The following is a 17,415-nucleotide window of genomic DNA, read 5'->3' on the forward strand; positions in this document are numbered from 1 at the left end:
CTGCCCCTGATGATGGTACGCCTGCTTACAGTGCCCGCTGGCCGAACAGGACTTTCTGCGCTTCCTTGTCATCGGCAAGATTGCGACGGGCTTCCTTGCCCAGATCTCTGCCCCGTTGAACCGCAGGTCTCGCGCTTATGGTTTCAAACCAGCGCTTGAGATTGGGGAAATCATCAAGGTCCTGCCCCTGGTTGGCATGGGGAACAACCCAGCCGAACGACGCCATATCGGCGATGGAATATTCATCGGCAAGAAAATCCCGGCCCTCCAGGCGACGGTTCATTACGCCATAAAGACGGTTGACCTCATTGGTATAGCGATTGATGCCATATTCGATCTTTTCGGGCGCATACTGGCGGAAATGGTGTGCCTGCCCGGCCATCGGGCCCAGCCCACCCACCTGCCAGAACAGCCATTCCTCGACAGCAACGCGTTTGCGTTCATCCTGCGGATAGAATTTGCCGAACTTGCGGCCGAGATATTGCAGGATGGCGCCGGATTCGAACACGGAGAGCGGCGCGCCGCCCGGACCTTCCGGATCGACGATCGCAGGCATGCGATTGTTGGGAGCGATCTTGAGGAATGACGGTTCGAACTGCTCACCTTTGCCGATATTGACCAGCTTCAGGTCATAGGGAACACCAAGCTCTTCCAGCATGATGGAAATTTTCCAGCCGTTAGGCGTCGGCCAATAGTAAAGTTCGATCGGCTTGGTTTGGATCGTCATTGGAGTCTCCCTGAAAACGGATTCTGTCCTGTCAAACATAAGTCACCGATGCCCGATCGCAATAGTCGCAACCCGATTTCTGGCTGGCTGCGGCGAGGAGCTGAAACCGAATTAAAATTTCAGGCTTTTTGCCATCTCCCAACTGACATCCGATTTCACTATATTAAGACTATGAACAATCGAATCGGAACAAAGAAACCAGTCGCCATCAGCATGCCGCCCCATGTTGAACCCGAAGAATTTACCGACGCGAAAGCTGCCGTGCATGCGCTGATCGCCCTTTACGAGCGAAACACGCAGTTTCTGCGCGATGGCTTCGACAAGGTCGCCAAGGGCGAAGTGGAAAACAACACCCATTTCCGTGCCTTCTATCCGGAGGTACGCCTGTCGACCTCCAGCTATGCACAGATCGACTCCCGCCTCGCCTTTGGTCATGTCTCGGCGCCCGGCCAGTATTCGGCCAACATCACCCGGCCGGATCTTTTCGAAAACTATCTTGAAGAGCAGATCAGGCTGTTGATCCGCAACCATGGCGGCCCGGTCACCGTACAGGAGTCGACGACACCGATCCCCATTCACTTTGCCTTCCTCGAAGGCACGTATGTGGAATCCTCCGTTGCCGACGCGTTTCAACGCCCGCTACGTGATCTCTTCGATGTCCCTGATCTCAACGCGACCGATGACAGGATTGTCAATGGCGAGTATGAGAACGACGATATTGACGGTATCATGCCCTTGTCGCCGTTCACGGCGCAGCGCGTGGATTACTCCCTGCATCGCCTGTCGCACTACACTGCAACGCGCCCAGTGCACTTCCAGAACTATGTCCTCTTCACCAACTATCAATTCTATATCGACGAGTTCTGCGCCCTCGCTCGGAAGTTGATGGCCGATGGCGGCGGCGGTTATGAACGGTTCATCGAGCCCGGCAATCTGATCACGGAAGCGGGCAATGATGCACCGACCTCAGGTGTGCCGATCGGGCGGTTGCCACAAATGCCCGCCTATCACCTGGCAAAGAAAGACAATGCCGGTATCACCATGGTCAATATCGGGGTTGGCCCCTCCAATGCCAAGACGATCACCGATCATATCGCGGTTTTGCGTCCGCATGCCTGGCTGATGCTCGGTCACTGCGCTGGTCTTCGCAATACACAGGCGCTCGGGGACTATGTGCTCGCCCACGCCTATGTGCGTGAAGATCACGTTCTCGATGATGACCTGCCAGTATGGGTGCCTATCCCGGCGCTGGCTGAAGTTCAGGTGGCGCTGGAACAGGCCGTTGCCGAAATCACTGGCCTCGAAGGTTATGACCTGAAGCGCATCATGCGCACAGGAACCGTCGCCACCATCGACAACCGCAACTGGGAACTGCGTGACCAACGTGGGCCGGTGAAGCGCCTGTCGCAATCGCGCGCCATTGCGCTCGACATGGAGTCGGCAACCATCGCCGCCAACGGCTTCCGCTTCCGCGTGCCCTATGGAACGCTGCTGTGCGTTTCCGACAAGCCGCTGCATGGTGAACTGAAGCTGCCCGGCATGGCAACGGAATTCTACAAACGTCAGGTTGCCCAGCATTTGCAGATCGGTATCCGTGCACTGGAGAAACTGGCAGAAATGCCGCCGGAAAAACTACACTCGCGCAAGTTGCGCAGCTTTTTCGAAATGGCCTTCCAGTAGAATCTGGGGCTTTATATCGGCAAATTGGCACCCAAGACCAGAAAATCGTGCTTGGAAACAAGGGTGAAATACCGTATTCTTCTGGAGTGGAGGCGGGCTTTCGCCCACCCCCTTTTTCTAGATAATGAATCGAACCCGGATGACCAGCGACCAGCTAGTCCGGGTTCTTTTCATTTCCAGAGTGATGCTCAGCGGCAGATACCACATCGCTTCACCTCCAGTTTTGAGAGCAAGGCCATTGCTATGGTCGGGAGGCCCATCATCCCGATGCACCGGCTGGCTCAGTGCGTGCTGCTTCACTCTCAAATTTGAACTGTCCAATCCACAGCTTCGCAAATCCCGCACAAACGGCAACGAATGCAGGGTTGAATTTTGATGGCGTTCTACATTTGAGAGTTGCGGCTGGGCGCTGACGGAGGAAACTCGCTCAATACGGAATGAATTGACGGTGAACTCTCACATCCCGCATCTTGATTGCGTCGCAATTGACCGTTTAATGCGTGACCATGACCACAACGACAAAATCATCCTGGGCGAAACTTGCGGCCGTGCTTGTGCCGGTGCTGTTATCGGTGCCTTTGGTGCTCGGGTTTTTCGGTTCCGTGCATCCGGTATTCGACGCGTTTGCGCACTTCCGCATGCACCTTGCCGCCCTGATGATCATCACGGCGCTGCCAGCGCTGTTCATGGGTCTGTGGCGTGAAGGCCTGATGACAATCGTTCTTGCGGTCATGGCCCTTTCGACAGTGCTGGCGCCCTCATCCACGCCCGCGTCAGCTGGAACAGCGCAATCGTCAACACCATCGGGCCAACCGGAATACAAGCTGCTGCAGTTGAACCTCCGCTTTGACAATGCCGAACAGACCGATGTCATCCGCTTGATTGCGCAACAGAGCCCCGATGTCATCACCCTGCAGGAAGTCTCGGAGAGCTGGCGGTCGAAGCTCGCGGCAATCGAAGCGCGCTATCCCTATAATCTGTACTGCCCCAGCACCAAACGCATCGGCGGTGTTGCGATCCTCTCCCGCCGTCCGTTTGCGCTTGGCACCACGCCGCAATGCATCGGCAATGCACTTGCAGGCTTGGCGCGGATTGATTTTGGTGGTCGCAGTGCACTGATTGCCGCGCTGCATCTGGAATGGCCATGGCCGTTCAGGCAGGCGGAAAACGTCGACGAATTGCGGCCATTTTTCGAGCGGCTGCAAGGGCCGATGATCCTCGCCGGAGATTTCAACGCAGCACCATGGAGCCGGACCGTTCGCCAGATTGGCGAGGCCAGCAAAACCCGCCCGGTGGATGGATTGCGGCCAAGCTGGCTTGTAAACGGTACACTGGCAAAGGCAGCCCGCTGGATTGGCCTGCCGCTTGACCATCTTCTCATCTCGGATCGCGTAACGGGAGCACGCGTCGAAACGCTCACGCCCGTCGGCTCCGACCATCTGCCGCTGCTGTTGCGATTTGCAATCAATGGAGCTGACGAGGATGGCCCGGACCTGCAAACCGTGATGTTAACGGACTGATTATTCGAGTACCGGCCGGAGAAAACTGCGCTCATAGCTCACAATGCTGCGATTGCGTTTTTCCATTTCAAACACCGCCTGGCATTCCGGATCATCAGCCATGCGCTTGCGATAGGTTTCATAGTCGGCAAGGCTGGGAAAGCTGAACATCGCGTAAGCAATATTGCTCGCTCCTTCACTCGGGAGAAAATAACCGTGATGGTTTCCGCCAAGACGGTTGACCAGACCAATCCAGCGGCGGCCATAATCCTCGAACTCGGCGAGCTTGTACGGGTCGATGACATATTTCAGATAGCAGGTGATCATGGAACAACTCCTGTGAGGATCCGATCCGTCCACCTATTCCTTCCCGTCGGTCTTGAGAAGCGACAAATTCAACGGTCCGCGTCGATGTGGCCCCGTTATCTCAAAGCCATAAACCCCGCCGCAACAATCAGCAGACAGCCCGCTCCTCCTTCAACCATCCTGCGGCGACGGTCGTCGAAATTGCCCCGATGACTTGATGCGCCAATGATCAGACTGAGGATAACGTAGACCATAGCGCATAGGGCAACGAAGATGGCAGACAGGATGGCTGCCTGAACGGAAATATTCAGCGTATGGTTCATGAACTGGGGCAAGATCGCGAAATAGATCATCACCCCCTTGGGATTGAGAACCGCCGTGAAAAAGCCTCGCTGCAAGACGGCAACATCCGGTGCGGTAAACAAGGTGGCTTTCCCTCTCCTGCTGGCAGACCGGACAAGCTGCGAGGCGAGATAGACGAGGTATGCCACGCCAAACCATCGCAGCGCTTCAAACAGCACCGGCGATGCAGCGATAACAGCAGCGACACCCAGCGCGACAAGAATTGAATGCACGATATAACCCAGGCAGATCCCTGCCGTTGCCCGAAGGCCCGCACTCGCTCCCCCTGATATGGCTTGCGAGGCTACGAAAAGCATATCCGGGCCGGGTGTGCAGATCAGCGGGAGGACTGTGGCGGCGAAGAGAATGAGCGTTGCGGTTTCCATGAGGGGCAGCATAGGCCAGGCCATCAGCAATTTGGTTGCGAAGATGCCATCTATTCTAATACTATTAGCATTGGATAATAATAATGGTCATCATATTGATATGAAATGCCAATGCAACTTGACGACATAGACAAACGCATTCTTCGCGCCTTGCAGCGGGACGGCCGGATACAAAACACCGAGCTGGCCCGGGAGGTGGGCCTGTCGCCTTCGCCTTGCCTGCGCCGGGTGAAGCTGCTGGAAGAGGCCGGAGTGATTGATCGCTACGTTGCCGTCCTGAATGCTGTAAAAGTCAATCTCGGTCTGTCGATGTTCGCCCGCGTGTGGCTGACCGCGCAGGACGCGGAGACGATCGACCACTTCATGGAGGCGATGAAGCAGCTCCCGCAGGTGGTGGAGTGCTATATCATGCTCGGCGAGAGTGATGCTCTGTTGCGTGTCGTCGTGGCCGATCTGGATGAATACCGGCGCTTTCAGTCGACGCATCTCACGCGCAAAAACGGCATCCAGAATGTAAAAACTGATGTACCGAGCCAGACTGTCAAGCAGACGTACGCTCTGCCGCTTGCGTAGGACCACTTCCAAATCAAAAACCGCCCGCAGCGGCTTGCAGCGGACGGCTTGATGTCATGCCGGAACGTTGCTCCCCATTTCACAAGGGAGCTTGAACCACTCACATCACATATTGGTATAGACCGGCCCCTCGCCGCCCTGAGGCGGTATCCAGTTGATGTTCTGGTTCGGGTCCTTGATATCGCAGGTCTTGCAGTGAACGCAGTTCTGCGCATTGATCACGAACTTGGGACCACTGCTTTCCTCGACCCATTCGTAAACGCCTGCCGGGCAATACCGTGTCGATGGCCCCGCATAGATATCGTGTTCCGATGATTTCTGCAGCGCCGGGTCCTTGACGATCAGGTGAACCGGCTCGTTTTCCTCATGGTTCGTGTTGGACAGAAACACGGAGGACAAACGGTCGAACGTCAGCACGCCATCGGGCTTGGGATAGGCGATCGGCTTGTGCTTGGCCGCAGGTTCCAGCGCGGCCGCATCGGATTTACCGTGCTTCCATGTGCCGAAGGGTGACCAACCGCCGAAAATCGTGTTCAGCCACATATCGAGGCCACCCAGCATCACACCGCCAATGGTACCAAGCTTCGACCACATCGGCTTGACGTTACGAACCCGCTTCAGATCCTTGCCGATCTCGCTGGTACGCCAGGCATTCTCGTACGTGATGAGCTCGTCATTGGCCCGTCCCGCTGCCAGTGCCTCCGCTGCGTGTTCCGCGGCCAGCATGCCCGAGAGCATGGCATTGTGCGATCCCTTGATGCGCGGCACGTTGACGAAGCCCGCCGAACAGCCGATCAGCACGCCGCCGGGGAAAGACAGTTTCGGCACAGACTGCCAGCCGCCTTCGGTAATGGCGCGGGCGCCATAGCCGAGGCGCTTGCCGCCTTCGAACGTCGCGCGAATGGCTGGATGGGTCTTGAAGCGCTGGAATTCTTCGAAAGGCGACAGATACGGATTCTTGTAATTGAGGTGCATGACGAAACCGACGGCAACCGTGTTGTCCTCTAGGTGATAGAGGAACGAACCGCCGCCCGTCTTCAGGTCGAGCGGCCAACCGAACGAATGCTGCACCAGCCCGAGCTTGTGCTTGGCCGGATCGATCTGCCAGAGTTCCTTCAGGCCGATACCGAACTTGGCCGGTTCCTTGCCTTCATCGAGCTTGAACTTGCTGATGAGCTCCTTGGCAAGCGAGCCGCGTGCGCCTTCGGCAATGAGCGTGTATTTGCCGAGGAGCGCCATACCGCGCGTATAGGCCGGACCGTGTGAACCGTCCTTTTCGATACCCATGTCGCCGGTAGCCACACCGATGACAGCCCCACTGTCATCATAGAGAACTTCGGAACCGGCAAATCCGGGATAAATTTCGACGCCCAGCTCTTCCGCCTTGGTGCCGAGCCAGCGGCAGACATTGCCCAGCGAAACAATGAAGTTGCCGTGATTGTTCATCAGCGGCGGCATGGCGAAATTCGGCAAGCGAACAGAACCTGCCGGTCCAAGAACAAGGAAATGGTCTGCCGTCACCGGCGTCTTGAAGGGATGTCCCTCCTCCTCGCGCCAGCCGGGAAGCAGCTTGTCAACACCAATCGGATCAACCACGGCGCCAGACAGAATATGCGCGCCGACCTCGCCGCCTTTTTCAAGGATAACCACTGAAAGCTCAGGATTGATCTGCTTGAGCCTGATCGCTGCAGACAGACCCGATGGGCCGCCGCCGACAATCACGACATCAAACTCCATGCTCTCCCGCTCTGGAAGTTCGTGTGTCTCGCTCATTAAGTCCTCCTGAATGCTCTGCCCCGCAAACACTTCGCCTGTGTTTTTCCCATTTGTAGCGCAACAATAGCCGTATGACAGAGGCTAGCATCCATTCAAGATGCGGCCAATTGCCCTCATCCTACGACCATTCACCAGATTTGTAATTAACCTTAACGTAAACGTCAATATTTTGCCCTCGTCTGCGACAGAATTACCAACGCGCGGGGAAACATATAAAGAACGAGTAAGAAGGTGCTTGCCGTGTTCTACAGGTGCGATTGCATGACCATTGCGCGTGGTTCGACAAGCTCACCATGAGGGAATTGGTTTGCCTGGAAAGCCAGCCCGCTAATTTGCAGAATGTAGCTCCCTGCAATCCTCCCACTCTCCCTCATGGTGAGCTTGGCGAACCACGAACCACGCCACTGCAGTCATGCCATCCACAGGCAGGTTGTCCCCCAGTTGCGCCTTTTCACATTTCGTTCATACTCCACGCCAATGACGTATCTCGAATAATAAACTGCTGGCGGACCGGGGATAACCAACAAGCGGAGACGGGATGAGATCGCTTCGGATGATCTGGACATTGGCCGGGTTTCTGACCGTCAGCACGATTTTCAGTCATTCGGCTGCTCAAGAGCACAAGATATGGACGGCCGGGAAATATAGTTTTTCCGATGAGCTTGGCGGGTTCAGCATCCGCTCTGTCAGCGGAACAGGCACCGTCAGCGACCCCATTGTCATTACCGAAGAACTGGATGCGGTGGCACCGGTCACCCTTGTCATTCGGTCCGAGAAACTGGAGCAGCTCAATCCGACGACGGAAGACGCCGGTATCCTGTTTCATCTGCAGATCAGGACCGTTAACGGCAGCGGTCATCCGTGGGTTGAATTCGGCTTTGAATTACAGGAAACCCTCGGGAAACCGAGTGACTATAATGACGGGCTCTCCTTCTATCAGCCGGGCGACAAGACGGGGATGATCCATTCCAATCTCTTTGCCAGCTATGATGATGACTTCGAGCCCTATGATCGCATGGTGTTTCGCGACGGGAAGGCTGATCCGGCAGCCAATGTGAGTTTCGATTTCCCCATTGGCGACTTTACACCCAAGCGGACGTTTTATCTGGTGCAGGAGCCGCGCATTCCCTCCACCTGACCTTGCAATCGCGCCGACAATTTGCGACTTGAAAGGGAAGCCCATTCCAATCCGGGTTCAAGGATCAGCCATTGCCCGACCTGCGTGAACTCTTGCACTTTTATGCCGAAGCCGGTGTCGATACACCGCTCGAGGATGTGCCGGTTGATCGTTTCACCGCGGTAGAGCCAACCCGTGCCCCTGCCCAGTCTCCCGCCGCACCGCGCGCGTCAGTGCCGCAGCCCGAGCGATCACGGCCGGAGCCTCAGGTCGCCGCGGCGCCGATTCTCAACAAAACGTCAGTGCCCGATGACACCAAGATTGCGCTGGCACGGCAACTTGCCTCCAGCGCAACGACGCTTGAGCAATTACGCGAACAGCTCGCTTCGTTCGATGGCTGCAATCTCAAATTCACCGCCAAGAACCTTGTTTTTGCCGATGGCAATCCCGGTGCGCCCGTGATGTTTGTCGGCGAGGCTCCGGGACGGGAAGAGGATCTGGAGGGCGTGCCGTTCATCGGCCGTTCCGGGCAATTGCTCGACCGCATGCTCACCGCCATCGGCCTTGATCGCACCGGCGTCTATATCGCCAATACCATCCCGTGGCGCCCGCCCGGCAACAGGACACCGACGCCGCTGGAAACCGAAATCTGCCGTCCGTTCTTCGAGCGGCAAATTGAACTTGCCAGCCCCAAATTGCTGGTTGCGCTTGGCGGTCCTGCCGCCAAGGCCCTGACCCATGCACCTGAAGGTATCCTACGGCTGCGCGGCAACTGGAAAACCCATCGAACTGCGGCCGGTGTCGACATCCCCGTCATGCCCACACTGCATCCGGCCTATCTCCTGCGCAATTCAGCCCAGAAGCGCTTTGCCTGGCGTGATTTCATTGCGATCAAAATGCAGTTGCGCGCGTTCACGCAATAATGGTTCCGTGGCTCTCGGTCCGTGGTTCGTGGTTCGTGGTTCGTGGTTCGACAAGCTCACCATGAGGGAGAGTGGTGCTGCAAGGCCAATCGGAAACATTGAAGTACACGGCAATCATGCATGTTGCAGGATATGACTCCCTGCAATCGTCCCTCTCCCTCATGGTGAGCTTGTCGAACCACGGATAATGGGCCACGGACCACGCCCCGCGTGCCGCAAAACTGGAACAGCGATGTCGTAATTTCCGGCTCAACAACTCTGCAAAAACAGTAACTTCACCTACGGAAACGCAGGGTACTCATATGTTTCGCCAGCTCTTGCCGATCACGGCACTTTTGACCAGCACATTCCTGATGCTGACAGCCGGAGGCTTGGCAGGAATTCTCCTGCCCTTGCGCGCCGGTATGGAGGGCTGGTCGCCGACCACCGTGGGCTGGCTTGGAACGGGTTATGCCCTTGCCTTCACCGGCGGCTGTATTGTTGTTCCCCGGCTTGTGCGCCGCGTCGGCCACGTCCGGGTCTTTGCTGTTCTTTTGACCCTGCTCAGCATGTCCATGCTGATGCATGGCCTCATCATCGATCCGTGGGCCTGGACATTGTTCCGCGCGCTCGCCGGTTTCTCGCTCGCCGGTAGCTATATGGTGATTGAAAGTTGGCTGAACGAGCGCGTCACCAACGCCACGCGCGGCATGGTATTTTCGATCTACATGATCGTGTCGATGATCGGCCTGCTGGTCGGGCAATACATCCTGCCATTCGGCAATCCGGCGACACAGGCCCTGTTCATGATCGGTGCGCTGATCTATGCAGCGGCCCTTATTCCAACAGGGCTGTCCAATGCCCAGTCGCCGCGGCCGCTGACGCAGGTATCGCTCGACCTGCGCGGTCTCTACCGCAAATCGCCGGCCGCGATGATCGGCTCGCTGATTGCGGGTATCATAGCAGGCGCCTGGAATTTCCTGTCGGCAATATATGGCCGGGAGATCGGCCTTTCCACCTTCGACATTGCCACGATGATCGCGAGTGCCATGATTGGCGGGGCCATCTTCCAATATCCCATCGGCCGCATTTCAGACTTTGTCGACCGGCGCTATGTGATGGTGGTCGCCGGTATCTTCGGCGTCATACTCTCTGTGACCATGATTATCGTGCAGCCGGTTACGCCATGGGTCATCTATTCACTGATGTTCGCCTTCGGCACCGTGCTGTTTCCGATCTATTCGCTTAACGTTGCCCATGCCAATGATTTTGCCGAGCCCAGCGAATTCGTCAAAGTGTCGAGCGGGCTGCTCATCGTCTATGGCATCGGCAGCATGATCGGCCCGCAGATTGCCGGACGCCTGATGGATGTGAGCGGTCCCGCCGGATTCTTCATGACCATGGCGGGCTGCTATGCCGCCTATGGCGCCCATGCCTTCTGGCGCAGCCTGCGCCGGGCCCGGCAGGTGCCTTCGGAACGTCCGGATTTTGTCTACCAGCACGACCGTCCGCAAACGCCGGAAACCCTTCAGCTCAATCCGGCCATCGGAACGGCCAAGGACGACTGATCCAGAGCAGATTTTGTTTTAGGGTCAAGACCCTAACCTTGGGGTGTTGAAACCTTGCGCGCCCTTGCCCGGGCAAGACCAAGCTGATGTTCGCGATAGATGATGAAAATACCGGCGCTGATCACGATGACTGCGCCGGTCATCATCTCGTTGGACGGGATATCGCCGAACATCATGTAACCGATGGCAAGACCAAGCAGCATGGATGTGTATTCAAAGGGCGCGATGGTCGACATATCGGCATGCCGGTAGCTCTCCGTGAGCAGGATTTGCGCTACCCCGCCGGCAATACCGGCCATGACAAGAAAGGCAGCCTGCGCTGGCGTCGGCCAAACCCAGCCGAACGGCAGGCTGACCAGCGCGATCACACTTGACGCGATGGAGAAATAGACAACGATGGTCGGGGTCCGTTCTGTCTGCACCAGCCGTCGCACCAGGAGCATGGCGATGGCAGCCAGTCCCGCCCCGCACAGCGTGGCCAGCGCGCCGATAGCCTGGTCACCACCGAATTCGCTGTCACCGGTAAAAAACGACATGCGCGGCCAAAGGATGATCAGCACACCGGCAAGACCGATGAACACGGCGGTCCACCTGTAAAGCCTCACCGTTTCGCGCAGGAACACCGCGCTGCAAAGCACCGTCAGCAAGGGTGTGGCATAGCTGATGGCGATTGCTTCCGGCAGCGGCAGCTTGGTGAGACCATAAAAGCTCGCGCTCATGGCGCTGACGCCGACAAAACCGCGCCAGAAATGGCTGAAAGGCTCACTCGTCTTGAAGGCGACGTTCAACTGGCCCTGCCAAGCGATGAAGACGATAACCGGAAAGATGGCAAAGAAGGAACGGAAGAACACCAGCTGCCCCGCCGGTATTCCATCCGATGCCTTGAGCAGGCTGGACATGCAGACGAACACACAGACCGAAGCGACCTTGAGGCCAATTCCGAGCATGACATTGGTGCTGCGCACCTTATCCGTGAGGGGTGGTTCACCGTCTTTATGGTGAACGATAGTAGCCACGACTGGTATTCCTTGAGGGAGCGAACAGAGAGAAACAGAATTGATATATCTGTATAGGCTGCTTTGCGGATTCGCACCAGATGTCAGGGCAATCACGTTGCATGTTTCGTGCACATACGGAAGTGAACAAAAGCAACGGCATACGCGGAAAAAACCGGCCGCTTTTGTTGTGTGCCGGGGCAAAGACGGTTACGGTCCGGCACCACAAAAAGGACAGTTCCCCGATGCGTACCGATACCGGCCAGATCTTTCATCTTGAAGATTACAAGCCAACAGACTTTCTTATTCCTGAAACCCATCTCGAATTCTCGCTCGATCCCGAGCGCACTATCGTCAAGTCGACATTGCACATCGAACGCCGGCCGGGCGTTGCAGCTGGCGCACCCCTTGTCCTTGATGGCGACGAACTCAAACTTGTCGATATCAGCATCGACGGCGTTGCACTGGGTGACAATGCCTATGTGGCAACACCCGATCGCCTTGAAATCAGCGCCCTCCCCGAGAGCGGCACGTTCACGTTGCAGATCACCACGGAAATCAATCCGACAACAAATCGCCAGTTGACCGGCCTTTACCGCTCAAGCGGGGTGTATTGCACCCAGTGCGAAGCGGAAGGTTTCCGCCGCATTACCTATTTTTACGACCGGCCAGACCTCCTGTCGGTCTACACGGTGCGCGTCGAAGCCGGTGCCAAGGAAGCGCCGCTGCTTCTGGCCAACGGCAATCCCGGCGAAAAGGGCAAGCTGGCCGATGGCAGGCATTTTGCCGTCTGGCATGATCCGCATCCCAAGCCTGCCTATCTGTTCGCGCTGGTTGCAGGCGATCTCGGTGTCATCACTGACAGTTTCACCACCGCTTCAGGCCGTTCTGTCGACCTCGGCATCTACGTGGAGCACGGCAAGGAACCGCGCGCGCTTTATGCCATGGATGCACTCAAGCGTTCGATGAAGTGGGACGAGGATGTCTTCGGCCGCGAATATGATCTCGATGTGTTCAATGTCGTCGCCGTTTCCGATTTCAATATGGGCGCGATGGAGAACAAGGGACTTAACGTCTTCAACGACAAATATGTGCTCGCCGACCACGAGACCGCGACCGACATCGACTATGCCGGCATCGAAGCGGTGATCGCCCACGAATATTTCCACAACTGGACAGGCAACCGCATCACATGCCGTGACTGGTTCCAGCTCTGCCTGAAGGAAGGCCTGACGGTTTTCCGCGATCACGAGTTTTCCGCCGACATGCGCTCGCGCGCCGTCAAGCGTATCGCCGAGGTCAAGGGTCTCAAGGCACATCAGTTTCCGGAAGACGCAGGACCGCTCGCCCATCCCGTGCGGCCGCGCCAGTTCCGCGAGATCAACAATTTCTACACGGCAACGGTCTATGAAAAGGGCTCGGAAGTCGTGCGCATGATCCGCACCATTCTGGGTGCCGAACTCTTCCGCAAGGGCATGGACCTCTACTTCGAGCGCCACGACGGCGATGCGGCGACAATCGAAGACTTCATCAAAGTGTTCGAGGATGCGTCCGGCGAAGATCTGAGCCAGTTTGCGCTCTGGTATGATCAGGCTGGCACCCCCAATCTTGCCATTACCTATGATTACGATCAGGCCACGCAGACCTTCGAAATCGAAATCGAACAGTCGCTGAAGGCGACGCCCGGACAATCATCGAAGAAGCCCATGCACATTCCCGTGCAGTTTGCCCTGCTGGGTGCGAAGGGCCGTGAGCTGAAGGCGAAATCGGTCAAGGGCGGAACAGTCAAGGGTGATGTCATCCATCTGTTCAAACGCAAAGAGCGCCTGAGCTTTTCCGGCATCACCGAACGGCCGGTGCCTTCCCTTCTGCGCGGGTTCTCCGCCCCTGTTACCATGACCAGTGAGCTGACCCGTTCTGATCTTACCTTTCTTGCACGGCACGACGGCGATGCAGTGAATCGCTGGCAGGCGCTGACACAGCTTCTTACAGCGAAACTCACCAGCAATTCCAAGCGCGTGCGTGGCGGCAAGCCCGCCACCATCGAAAGCTCATCCATAAAGCTGCTGGGCGAGATCGCCTTCAACAGCGGTCTGGACGAGGCTTTCAGGGCTCTCTGCCTGAGCCTGCCTTCAGAAAGCGACATTGCACGCGAACTCGGCAACAATATCGACCCCGACGCCATTCTGGGCAGCCGTGAGGCATTCGTTCTTGCAGTGGCCGAAACGCATGCCGGCAAATTCGATCAGCTTTATGATGATCTCGACCACAGCGGTCCGTTCAAACCGGATGCGGCGAGTGCCGGGCGGCGTGCGTTGCGCAACGTGCTGCTTGACTATCTCAGCGTGGCGGACGGCAACTCGAAACGGGCTGCTGCCCAGTTCAAACATGCTGATAACATGACGGACCGCGTGGCGGCGCTTGGCGTTCTGGTCCAGCGTTTTGGCGACAGCGCCGAAACAAAGGCTGCATTGAAGACCTTCGAGGAACACTTCGGTTCTGACCCGCTTGTTATGGACAAGTGGTTCATCGTGCAGGCCATGCAGCCAGGCGCGGGCGCCTTGGCAAAAGTGCGTGACCTGATGACCCATGCGCTGTTCTCGCTCGACAATCCGAACCGGACACGCGCCCTGATCGGTGCTTTCTCCAGCGGCAACCAGACGGGCTTCAACCGTGCCGATGGCGCAGGTTACCGCTTTTTCGCTGAAACCATCCTGACGATCGACAAGAAGAATCCGCAGCTTGCAGCGCGGCTTCTGACCGCCATGCGCTCGTGGCGTTCGTTCGAAGCGGTCCGCCGGGAGCACGCGCGGGAAGCACTGGCCTCCATCGCGGTGGTCAAAGACCTGTCCGCAGACGTGCGTGACATCGTCGAAAGAACGCTCGCCTGAACCTGTTTCGCGCCGGTTTTGGTGTGAAGATTCGGCGTCGTTTTCCATAATGATGTGCCTCGACCGGTTATCCACCGGCCGAGGCATATTTTTACCCCTCGGAGTATTTTTTCAGACTTGGAGTCTTTTCAAAGGCTTACGCGAATCGCCTCCCGAACTGATTCATGCCTGCCACAATGATTACTAAATATTTAACAAAAGGACTGGACACACCGAATCAGTTTTGATTCACTACAGGTGCTTCGGATGTGCGGCGTGGCGAAGCAAATCACTGATTATACAGGCAATTGAGGGGGCCATTCGATGGCAAATGCGGACGCGTATCGCGCGCCGACAGGGAAGACTTATGCCGGAAAGCGGGAGACTGCGCGGGGGAGCACCCGTCTTTCCGGTCATATCAAACTTCTCGCTGACCCTGCCTACGGCAAGCTACTCGCTGCCGAACCCTATCTGCGTCGGGCCATTCCGCCGCTGATCATTATTTTCCTCATCATTCTGGCAACCGCCCGTGCCATGTCGCTCCTGTCCTGGCGTGACGACACGGAACGGACGGCCCGCGCCACCCTGTCGCTCGCTGCAAGCCACATGGCCAGCATCATCGACAACCGCATGAAAGCCGGTCAGAAACTCGACAGCGGCGAGCTGCAGAACATCATTGCCGAGATGCGCGCCAACGACCTCATTCCGCAGGGCATGTGGATTGCCATTGCATCGGGCGAATCGAAAATCGTCGCCTCATCGGATGGCGGCGATCGCTGGCGCGACAAGAATCTCGAAAGCTTTGTCACCAACGGCCAACCGCTTTTCCTCTTTGGCGAGCGCGCCGGGGTGATGGAAGTGCGCATGAACGGCACGACCGGCCTTGCCGCTTTCAGCCGGACCGGCAGCGGCGGCTATTCCGTGTTTGTCATGCATCCGGTCGATGCAATCTTTGCCGAATGGCGGCGGATGATATCCGTCAATGTCACCCTGTTTGCCGGAACTGCCGCGATCATGCTGGTGGTCCTCTACGCTTATTTCAGCCAGTCGGCGCGGGCGCAGGATGCGGATGCCCTCTATCAGCACACCCAGGCACGGGTGGACACGGCGCTGGCCCGCGGACGCTGCGGCCTGTGGGATTGGGACATGGCGCGCGGCCGGGTCTACTGGTCGCGATCCATGTATGAAATGCTCGGCTATGAAGCCTATGACGCGATCCTGTCGCTTGGCGATATCTCATCCATCATTCACGAGGACGACGACAAGCTTTACGGTCTGGCCGCCCAGGTGGCGGCGGGCGAGATCAGCCAGATCGACCGCGTGTTCCGTATGCGCCACGCCGAGGGCCACTGGGTGTGGATGCGGGTACGTGCGCAGGTTGCCGATGCAACCGTCGGCGACACGCATCTCGTCGGTGTCGCGGTCGATGTCAGCGAACAGCACCGTTTTGCCCAGCAGACCGCGCAGGCCGACCAGCGCATTCGCGAAGCCATTGAAAGCATTTCCGAGACCTTCGTTCTCTGGGATGCGGACAATCGCCTCGTCATGTCCAACAGCAAGTTCAACGAATATTCCGGCCTTGCCAATGAATGCCTGCTTCCCGGCATCGGCAGGGACGAACTGGAGCCGCGCATCCGCGCGGTCGCGTTCGAAAAGCGCATGGCCAATGAACATGGCCGTGCCGGTGCCCTGACCTTTGAACGGCAGTTGGCCGACGGCCGATGGCTGCAGGTCAATGAGCGGCGCACCCAGGATGGCGGGCTGGTGTCGGTGGGTACGGACATTACGCAGCTGAAGGTGCATGAAGAACGGCTTGTGGACAGCGAGCGCCGCCTGATGGCGACCATTCACGACCTCAGCCTTGCGCGCAAATCCGAAGTGGAGCGCACGCTCGAACTCACCGAACTCAACAGCAAATATGCGGTTGAGAAGGAACGCGCCGAAGCGGCCAACCGGGCCAAATCCGAGTTCCTCGCCAACATGTCGCACGAGTTGCGTACGCCGCTCAATGCCATTATCGGTTTCTCGGAAATCATGCATTCCGGCACATTCGGGCCGCTCGGTTCCGACCGTTACGAGGAATATGTGCAGGACATCCACACCAGCGGCAATTATCTGCTGAACGTGATCAATGACATTCTCGACATGTCGAAAATCGAAGCCGGCCATTTCTCGCTCGACCGCGAAGAGATCGATCTTTGCCCGCTGATCCACGAGACGGTGCGCGTGGTCTCGCTGCAGGCGATGAACAAGGATGTGAAGGTCGAGACGAAGATCGCCGACAGTGTCACGCTCAATGCCGACCGGCGTGCAATCAAGCAGATATTGATCAATCTTCTGTCAAACGCGGTAAAGTTTACTGACACGGGCGGGCGCATCTCGGTGCGCGCACGCAAGGTATCGGGCGCGCTGGTATTCACCATCGAAGACACAGGTTGCGGCATCCCGAAATCGGCGCTGAAGAAAATCGGTCAGCCGTTCGAACAGGTGGAAAACCAGTTCACCAAGACCCATACGGGTTCGGGCCTTGGCCTCGCCATCTCCCGCTCATTGACGGAATTGCATGGCGGCGCGCTGAAAATCCGATCCACCGAAGGTGTCGGCACCATCGTCTCCGTGCGTATTCCCACCCGGACCATCGGTCCGGTGCGGGAGGAATGGCGGGTTTAGAGCG

The 17,415-nt window shown here is 57.4% G+C and carries 13 protein-coding genes; 8 read left to right on the top strand and 5 right to left on the bottom strand.

Going from position 1 to position 17,415, the window contains the following annotated elements:
- Positions 1 to 25: 25 nt before the first annotated feature.
- Positions 26 to 727 (bottom strand): glutathione S-transferase N-terminal domain-containing protein, encoded by a 702-nt coding sequence (locus tag FHW16_RS01665; protein WP_182547434.1) that lies wholly within the window; start codon positions 725 to 727, stop codon positions 26 to 28.
- A gap of 171 nt (positions 728 to 898) precedes the next feature.
- Here FHW16_RS01665 and FHW16_RS01670 point away from each other — a divergent pair, with 171 nt between their 5' ends.
- Both FHW16_RS01670 and FHW16_RS01675 read left to right on the top strand, forming a co-directional pair.
- A complete protein-coding gene (locus FHW16_RS01670; protein ID WP_182547435.1) occupies positions 899 to 2,407 on the top strand; it encodes an AMP nucleosidase in 1,509 nt (502 codons plus the stop codon).
- Positions 2,408 to 2,913: 506 nt separating this feature from the next.
- Positions 2,914 to 3,927 carry an endonuclease/exonuclease/phosphatase family protein gene (locus FHW16_RS01675; protein ID WP_182547436.1) on the top strand — a complete coding sequence of 338 codons (1,014 nt, stop codon included), beginning with the start codon at positions 2,914 to 2,916 and terminating at the stop codon, positions 3,925 to 3,927.
- On the opposite strand, the gene FHW16_RS01680 is transcribed toward FHW16_RS01675, so the two are convergent.
- Entirely contained in the window at positions 3,928 to 4,233 is a 306-nt protein-coding gene (locus FHW16_RS01680; protein WP_182547437.1) for an NIPSNAP family protein, read from the bottom strand.
- A 95-nt stretch (positions 4,234 to 4,328) separates the two neighbouring features.
- A complete protein-coding gene (locus FHW16_RS01685; protein ID WP_246711601.1) occupies positions 4,329 to 4,964 on the bottom strand; it encodes a LysE family translocator in 636 nt (211 codons plus the stop codon).
- Positions 4,965 to 5,045: 81 nt separating this feature from the next.
- Here FHW16_RS01685 and FHW16_RS01690 point away from each other — a divergent pair, with 81 nt between their 5' ends.
- Complete coding sequence (locus tag FHW16_RS01690) at positions 5,046 to 5,513, top strand: Lrp/AsnC family transcriptional regulator (RefSeq protein WP_210278002.1); 468 nt, start codon at positions 5,046 to 5,048, stop codon at positions 5,511 to 5,513.
- A 105-nt stretch (positions 5,514 to 5,618) separates the two neighbouring features.
- Here the strand turns inward: FHW16_RS01690 and FHW16_RS01695 are convergent, their stop codons facing one another.
- A complete protein-coding gene (locus FHW16_RS01695) occupies positions 5,619 to 7,286 on the bottom strand; it encodes an electron transfer flavoprotein-ubiquinone oxidoreductase (RefSeq protein ID WP_182547439.1) in 1,668 nt (555 codons plus the stop codon).
- Positions 7,287 to 7,827: 541 nt separating this feature from the next.
- On the opposite strand from FHW16_RS01695, the gene FHW16_RS01700 reads away from it, so the two are divergent.
- From FHW16_RS01700 to FHW16_RS01710, 3 genes are all read left to right on the top strand, one after another.
- Positions 7,828 to 8,427: a hypothetical protein gene (locus tag FHW16_RS01700; protein ID WP_246711602.1), complete on the top strand. Its 600-nt coding sequence runs from the start codon at positions 7,828 to 7,830 to the stop codon at positions 8,425 to 8,427.
- A 71-nt stretch (positions 8,428 to 8,498) separates the two neighbouring features.
- A complete protein-coding gene (locus FHW16_RS01705) occupies positions 8,499 to 9,329 on the top strand; it encodes a uracil-DNA glycosylase (RefSeq protein WP_182547440.1) in 831 nt (276 codons plus the stop codon).
- Between the two features lie 302 nt (positions 9,330 to 9,631).
- Positions 9,632 to 10,876, top strand: coding sequence for an MFS transporter (locus FHW16_RS01710; RefSeq protein ID WP_182547441.1), 1,245 nt, complete (start codon positions 9,632 to 9,634; stop codon positions 10,874 to 10,876).
- Positions 10,877 to 10,908: 32 nt separating this feature from the next.
- Here the strand turns inward: FHW16_RS01710 and FHW16_RS01715 are convergent, their stop codons facing one another.
- Positions 10,909 to 11,823: a DMT family transporter gene (locus FHW16_RS01715; RefSeq protein ID WP_182548870.1), complete on the bottom strand. Its 915-nt coding sequence runs from the start codon at positions 11,821 to 11,823 to the stop codon at positions 10,909 to 10,911.
- A 293-nt stretch (positions 11,824 to 12,116) separates the two neighbouring features.
- On the opposite strand from FHW16_RS01715, the gene pepN reads away from it, so the two are divergent.
- Positions 12,117 to 14,762 carry an aminopeptidase N gene (gene pepN, locus FHW16_RS01720; RefSeq protein WP_182547442.1) on the top strand — a complete coding sequence of 882 codons (2,646 nt, stop codon included), beginning with the start codon at positions 12,117 to 12,119 and terminating at the stop codon, positions 14,760 to 14,762.
- A 303-nt stretch (positions 14,763 to 15,065) separates the two neighbouring features.
- Complete coding sequence (locus FHW16_RS01725; protein ID WP_182547443.1) at positions 15,066 to 17,411, top strand: PAS domain-containing sensor histidine kinase; 2,346 nt, start codon at positions 15,066 to 15,068, stop codon at positions 17,409 to 17,411.
- Positions 17,412 to 17,415 lie beyond the last annotated feature (4 nt).

Origin of the sequence: Phyllobacterium myrsinacearum, from assembly GCF_014138285.1 — a bacterium.
In the GTDB taxonomy this organism is placed as follows: Bacteria; Pseudomonadota; Alphaproteobacteria; order Rhizobiales; family Rhizobiaceae; genus Phyllobacterium; species Phyllobacterium myrsinacearum_A.